Origin of the sequence: Rhodoferax sp. (genome assembly GCF_018063565.1) — a bacterium.
GTDB lineage: Bacteria > Pseudomonadota > Gammaproteobacteria > Burkholderiales > Burkholderiaceae_C > Rhodoferax.
This window is the reverse complement of the sequence record NZ_JAGPBB010000136.1, coordinates 1-6,379: the sequence shown is the minus strand read 5'-3', so window position 1 is coordinate 6,379 and position 6,379 is coordinate 1. Positions and strand designations below refer to the sequence as shown.

Annotated in this window: 7 protein-coding genes; 4 read left to right on the top strand and 3 right to left on the bottom strand. The window is 60.5% G+C overall.

Annotation, left to right across the window (positions count from 1 at the left end):
* The 4 genes from KBF66_RS18325 to KBF66_RS18310 form a co-directional block, all read left to right on the top strand.
* Nucleotides 1–720, top strand: a 720-nt coding sequence (locus KBF66_RS18325) for a hypothetical protein (RefSeq protein ID WP_296660928.1), incomplete at its 5' end; no start/stop codon positions are given.
* Nucleotides 720–1,817 carry a glycosyltransferase gene (locus tag KBF66_RS18320; protein ID WP_296660926.1) on the top strand — a complete coding sequence of 366 codons (1,098 nt, stop codon included), beginning with the start codon at nt 720–722 and terminating at the stop codon, nt 1,815–1,817. The genes KBF66_RS18325 and KBF66_RS18320, both read left to right, overlap by 1 nt.
* Nucleotides 1,814–2,863: a radical SAM protein gene (locus tag KBF66_RS18315; protein ID WP_296660924.1), complete on the top strand. Its 1,050-nt coding sequence runs from the start codon at nt 1,814–1,816 to the stop codon at nt 2,861–2,863. Before KBF66_RS18320 ends, KBF66_RS18315 begins: the two co-directional genes overlap by 4 nt.
* Nucleotides 2,860–3,699 carry a radical SAM protein gene (locus KBF66_RS18310; protein WP_296660922.1) on the top strand — a complete coding sequence of 280 codons (840 nt, stop codon included), beginning with the start codon at nt 2,860–2,862 and terminating at the stop codon, nt 3,697–3,699. Before KBF66_RS18315 ends, KBF66_RS18310 begins: the two co-directional genes overlap by 4 nt.
* 84 nt (nt 3,700–3,783) lie before the next feature.
* On the opposite strand, the gene KBF66_RS18305 is transcribed toward KBF66_RS18310, so the two are convergent.
* From KBF66_RS18305 to KBF66_RS18295, 3 genes are all read right to left on the bottom strand, one after another.
* Nucleotides 3,784–4,884 carry a sugar kinase gene (locus KBF66_RS18305; RefSeq protein WP_296660919.1) on the bottom strand — a complete coding sequence of 367 codons (1,101 nt, stop codon included), beginning with the start codon at nt 4,882–4,884 and terminating at the stop codon, nt 3,784–3,786.
* A 26-nt stretch (nt 4,885–4,910) separates the two neighbouring features.
* Nucleotides 4,911–5,597 (bottom strand): bifunctional 4-hydroxy-2-oxoglutarate aldolase/2-dehydro-3-deoxy-phosphogluconate aldolase, encoded by a 687-nt coding sequence (locus KBF66_RS18300; RefSeq protein WP_296660917.1) that lies wholly within the window; start codon nt 5,595–5,597, stop codon nt 4,911–4,913.
* Nucleotides 5,598–5,676: 79 nt separating this feature from the next.
* A partial coding sequence (locus KBF66_RS18295; protein ID WP_296660914.1) for a UxaA family hydrolase occupies nt 5,677–6,379 on the bottom strand: 703 nt, incomplete at its 5' end.

The window sequence follows — 6,379 nt, the reverse complement described above, 5'->3', positions numbered from 1 at the left end:
CAACTGGAACAGGTTGAACATGCACTGCGCCTGGGCGAACACCCAGACCTGCGCAGCCAGCTTGACCATGCCACCCACCTCGAACGATCGGCTCAAAAGCAAATTGACCTGATGCACCAGGGCAATGACAAGGCGTTGCGCCGCATCGATGTTGCCCTTGAAGAATTGGAGCGTTCAGCTGGCCGCGCACAAGAAATTGCAGTGGCGTCGTTTGGTGCACAAGCCTTTGCTGGGCAAGGAGATCGGGTGGCCTGTTATTTCTGCGCCAGACCCTTGGCCAACCCGCAGTACCGACAGGGCGTGGCGTTGAAACAGGCCGAGGCGGTTGTCAACGTCATGTCCTGTCCGCCATGTGCAGCCGTTGCCGCCCAGGGGCGCTCACCCCAAGTGCTGACCGGCGCCGATGGCCGCACCCATTGGAGCGAGTTGCCGGGCTTTGATCCCTATGCGGCCCGCCATGCGGTCGATGCGCAAACCGCTCGTACCCCCGGCTGGAAATTTACTCAACATCGCTCCATGGCCGAGCTTGGCCTGATCGCGGGTGGCTCAGCGCTGGCGGGTGGCGCCATCGCCGCCATGTTGAGCCCGGATGCGCAGGCTGCAGGTGCCTTGCTCGACCTTGACATGGCGCGCGAGAACGCTTTGGCGCAAGAAGCGGCAACCGCGGCGGCGCGGCATGCCGCAGGGCAAGCTCGCGAGCAATTTTCTGATCATTCCTGATGTCGGCTCCCCGCGTTGTTTTTTATGCGGTCAATGGCCTGGGTCTGGGGCATGTGACCCGTTTGCTGGCGATTGCACGCGCGCTGCGTCGGTTGGCGCCCCAAGCCGAGATTCTGTTTTTGACCTCGTCAGAAGCTGACGGAGTGATCTATCGTGAGGGTTTTGCCGCCATCAAGCTGCCCTCGAAAACCATCCGTGAGGCCTGCGGGCTGCGCAAGACCACCTATTTAAAAATGGCGCAATCGGTCACCTGGAACGCCATCAGCGCATTTGATCCAGATGTTTTGGTGGTAGATACCTATCCGTCAGGAAGTTTTGAGGAACTGATCCCGGTTTTGCGCTGGCGGCAAAAGAACGTGTTTGTGTTTCGTGAACAGCGCCGCGACAGCTTTCAGTCCGACCTGCTGAGGGCCATCCTGCCCCTGTATGACTTGCTGATTGTTCCGCACGAGACGGTGGAACAGGTAGGTGACTTGCCAGAGCCTGCCAAGGCGCGGGCGGTTGGCCCGATATTGATCCGCGAGCGAAACGAACTTCTTTCGCGGGCCCAGGCACGAGCCGCGCTGGGTCTGCCAGGGCACATCGACGAGGACACGCTGCTGATTTACTGCAGCTTTGGGGGCGGGGGTGAACCCGAATCGTGCCGGGCGCTTGAACTGACCAGTCGTGCTGTGCTGGCACTCCCCAACGCCCATCTGGTGATCGGACAGGGTCCGCTGCTCTTGGCCGACCCCGCGCCGCGCGACGGCATGACCGTGATCCGCGGGCGTTATCCGATGATGGATGTGTTGCCGGCATTCGATGCGGCGGTGGCCGCTGCGGGTTACAACACGGTGCATGAGTTGCTCTTTGCCGGCATTGCGTCGGTGCTGGTGCCTTTTGGCCGGATCCTCGATGACCAGGGGCGGCGCGCACATGAACTGGCTGAAGATCACGCCTGCCTGGTGTGTGACCCGCTGACGGAGCGCGGGCTCACCGAGTCGCTGGCCCGACTTGCCGACGCCGCCACACGCCACACCCTGGCCAAGAACGCGCGGGCCGTCATCAAGAAGAACGGCGCCACGGCCGCGGCACGATCCATCCTGGAACTGCTGTGAAAAGCGCGCCTTTGACACCCGACCAACAAGCCCGGCTGCAGGGCTATCTGGCACAAAGGCCAGCCCTGGGGCCAGAGACTGTGCACATTGACCTCATCAATGCCTGCAACCTCAACTGCGTGACTTGCTGGAACTATGCGCCCGGACTGGCCACACCCAAACCGGTCTCCTGGAAAGCACAGCGCATGGAGGCATCCGTCTTTGCCAGGGTGCTCGCCGAGGTAGCGGCCACCGGTGCCCAGCGGATCATTCTCTCAGGCGGTGGCGAGCCCTTTGTGCATCCGCGCATTCACGACTTTATTGCCGCCGTGAAGGCAAAGGGTTTGACCTTGACCGTGATCAGCAACGGCACCTTGTGTGACTTTGAGCGATTGGCCGATCTGCAGGTTGACCAGATGTTGATCAACATGTCGTCGGCCAGTGCGCCCACCTACGTGGCGTATCACCCCAATCAGTCGGAGGCGAGCTTTCATCAGTTGACCCAAGGCCTTGCCTGTGTGCGTGGCCGCATCGCCATCAATCTGGTGCAGGTCATCAACACGCTGAACGCGCACGAGCTTGTTGACATGCTTGACCTGGCCAGCCAGTTGGGCACGCGCGTGTCGTACAAGCTCGGCGATACACCGCCCGGAACCCAGTCGCTGGCACTTGCGCCCGCTCAGCGACACCAGTTGACCAACGATCTGATTCCACGGGCCATCCAGCGTGCCAAGCAGTTGGGCGTCAAACACAACCTGCCGGCGTTTGCCGATCAGTTGGGTCAACACGCTGGGCAGACGCACCCGCCCGCCTGTTTTGCGGGTTACCTGTACAGCCGCGTCTATGTGGATGGCCGGGTGTTTTTTTGCTGCGAACACATCGACGTGGGTCACATTGACGAGGCACCCTTTGCCGAGATTTGGGCATCGCCGCGGTATGACACGGTTCGGCAACGGCTGCATCAGGGCCAGTCTTACCCTGGATGTGCCCGCTGCGGCAAACACGACATGAACTTCACGGCGGCGGGCCAACTGGCAAAGTTGCAGAGCGCGGGGGTTGAGCCATGAACCCGCGACCGGTGGTGAACTGGAACATCGTGGGCGGCTGCAACTACCGCTGCAGCTACTGTGTGCAAAAACACGCCGACGGTGTCGGTGGCCCGGACGACGCGGCGCTGGAGCGAGGGCTCGATGTGCTGTGTGCGCTGCCCGGGGTTTGGGAATTCAAGCTCTCGGGTGGTGAGCCGTTTCTACTCAAGCGCCTGCCAGACGTGGCCACGCGGCTGGTGGCGGCCGGCCACAAGGTGTCGTTGCTCACCAATCTTTCAGTCTCCTTGCCCGTTATTGAGCGCTTTGTGGCGGCAGCCGGCGACGGTCTGCGAACATTTTCGTGTTCGCTGCATTTGGAAGAAACCAGCGCTGAGACCTTTCTAACCAAGGCAGCAGCGGTAAAGCAGGTGTTGTCGGCCATGCCCAAGTCAAGTTTTGTGGTGAACCATGTGGTTCAACCGGGGCGAATCGGCGAGGCAGCCGAACTTCGCCGCGCGTTTGAGGCATCCGGTTTGAAGTTTTACCCGCAGCTCATGCGGATCAACGGCAGCCCGGCGAACTATGGGTTGATCGACCGCTGGAAACTTGATCGGGCTTTTGCCGACCTGGTGGGCCCGGCTGGGATGAATCGTGGCTACTCCCACCAGGGCAAGTTTTGCCACGCCGGGTTTCGCTATTTCATCCTGCATCCCAAGGGGGATGCGTATGCCTGCTATCCGGCCAAACGACACGGTGAAAACTACCTGGGCAATATCTACACCAACACGTTTCGTTTGAACGACGGGCCTTTGGCTTGCCCGTATGCCGTATGTCCTTGCACCGTGCCACAAAACCGGGGCATGGTCGCCGATTAAGGTCTGTGGTTCAGCCGTAGATTCAAAAAGAATAGCTGTTAGCGCTTTATCCATAAGCGCCAAAGGCCAAAAAGGCTCAAAGAATCAACGGATGACCCGCGCGCCCTTGCCCTTCATGGCCGCTTCAACCTCTTCCACCCGCACCATCGAGGTGTCGCCCGGCGTGGTCATGGCCAATGCACCGTGGGCGGCACCGTATTCCACCGCTGCTTGGGCACCCTTGCCTTCCAGGAATCCGTACGCTAGGCCAGACGCAAAGCCGTCGCCGCCGCCGACCCGGTCATAAATCTCCAGGTTGTCGCGCTTCATCGATTGGTACAACTCGCCGTTGTAATACAGCAGCGCCGACCAGTCATTGAGCGTGGCGGTGGTGGCCTTGCGCAGCGTGGTGGCCGCCACCTTGAAGTTGGGGAATGCCGCCACAGCGGTCTGGATCATCTTCTTGAAGCTCTCGGTCTCGATGTTCGTCAGATGCTCATCAGCGCCTTCCACCTCAAAACCCAGGCAGGCAGTAAAGTCTTCTTCATTGCCAATCATCACATCAACGTACTTGGCAATCTCGCGGTTCACGCGTTGCGCGGCGTCCTTGCCGCCCTGGCTCTTCCACAGGGACGCGCGGTAATTCAGGTCATACGCCACCACCGTGCCGTATTTCTTGGCGGCCTGCACCGCCTCAATCACGGCTTCGGCGGTGTTGCTGGCCAGCGCGGCAAAAATGCCGCCGGTGTGGAACCAGCGCACACCCTCTTCACCAAACAGTTTTTCCCAATTCACTTCACCGGGTTTGATTTGTGAGGCCGCCGAATGCCCCCGGTCCGAGCAACCCAGCGCCGGGCGAATGCCGTAGCCTTTTTCGGTGAAGTTCAGGCCGACCCGGGTGTTTTTGCCCAGGCCGTCAAAGTCGCGCCAGATCAGGTGGCTCATATCGACGCCACCTTGCATGATCAGGTCTTCGACCAGCCAGCCCAGGTCATTCTTGGGCAAGGCCGTGACGACTGCGGCGCGTTTGCCCCAGCACTTGCGCATGGCGCGCGCCACGTTGTATTCACCGCCGCCTTCCCAGACCTGGAAGCTGCGCGCATTGCGCACACGGCCAAAGCCGGGGTCAAAGCGCAGCATGACTTCGCCGAACGAGGCACAGTCCCATTTGGTTTGCGCCGCAGATTTGATGATGAGTTCAGACATTTTGGGTGCTCCTGATGTTGCGTGGCTTATTTGGCAGCCAGTTCCGCCTTGATGGTTTTGGACAGTGCGATGGTCTTGCGCACGTTGTCTTCAATGCCGGCAAAGTCCTTGGCGTCGAGCAGCTTTTTGGTGATCATGTTGGAACCAATGCCACACGCCACAATGCCGGCGCCAAACCATTTGCGCAAACTGTCCTCGGTGGGCTCAACCCCGCCGGTGGGCATGATGCGCGTCCAGGGCATCGGGCCCATCACGCTCTTGACAAAGTCAGGCCCGCCCACTGACGAACCCGGGAACACCTTGACGATCTCCACACCCAACTCCTGTGCGTCGCCAATCTCGGTGGCTGAACCGCAGCCCGGGCTGTAGGGGATGCCACGGCGGTTGCACACCTTGGCCACCTCGGCGTTGAGCAAGGGGCCGACCACAAACTTGGCACCATTGGCGATGAAGATGGCGGCGGTTGGTGCATCCACAATCGAGCCCACACCCATGATCACGCTCGGGTCGGCCTTGGCAAAGTGACGCGTCACGTCCAGAAACACCTGCGCGGCAAAGTCACCGCGGTTGGTGAATTCGACGCACTTGGCGCCGGCGTTGGCGCAGGCCTGGATGACGTTCTTGCACAGTTCCACATCCGGGTGATAAAAAACAGGGATGATGCTTTGGTCCATCATTGCCGAGAGGACGGCCATACGGTCTTTTGCTGCCATGTTGAAGCTCCTGAAAAAATTGAGTTAAAAGTGCCTGTAGCGCTTTATGGAACTGCGCAACATGCTATTGAATTTGTAACTACATCACCGCACCGACCTGCCAGGGCAAAAACTCGTCATGCCCATAACCCAGCACCTCGCTGCGCACCTTTTCGCCCGAGGCGTGGCGGACGATGGCGTCGAATATGCGCTGGCTGATCTCGGGCATGGGTGTGCCGGTGATGAGATCGCCACAGTTCACGTCCATGTCGTCACGCATCCGCTCAAACAGCGCGTTGTTGGTCGCCAGTTTGATGGTGGGCACACCCGCACAGCCAAAGGCTGAGCCGCGCCCGGTGGTAAAGCAGATGATCTGCGCGCCACCCGCCGCCTGGCCCGTGGCCGACACCGGGTCGTAACCCGGCGTGTCCATATAGACGAACCCTTTGGCATCCACCTGCTCGGCGTATTCGTACACGCCTTGCAGCGTGCTGGTGCCGCCCTTGGCCACCGCACCCAAAGACTTTTCGAGGATGGTCGTCAGGCCACCGGCTTTGTTGCCTACCGAGGGGTTGTTGTTCATCTCGCCACCGTTGCGCGTGGTGTAGCCCTTCCACCAGTCGATGCGGGCGATGAGCTTGTGCGCAATGTCAACGCTGGCAGCACGGCGCGTCAGCAGGTGCTCGGCACCGTAAATTTCAGGCGTCTCCGACAGGATGCTGGTGCCGCCATGCGCTACCAGCAAGTCCGACGCGCCACCCAGCGCCGGGTTGGCGGTGATGCCAGAATAGCCGTCAGAGCCG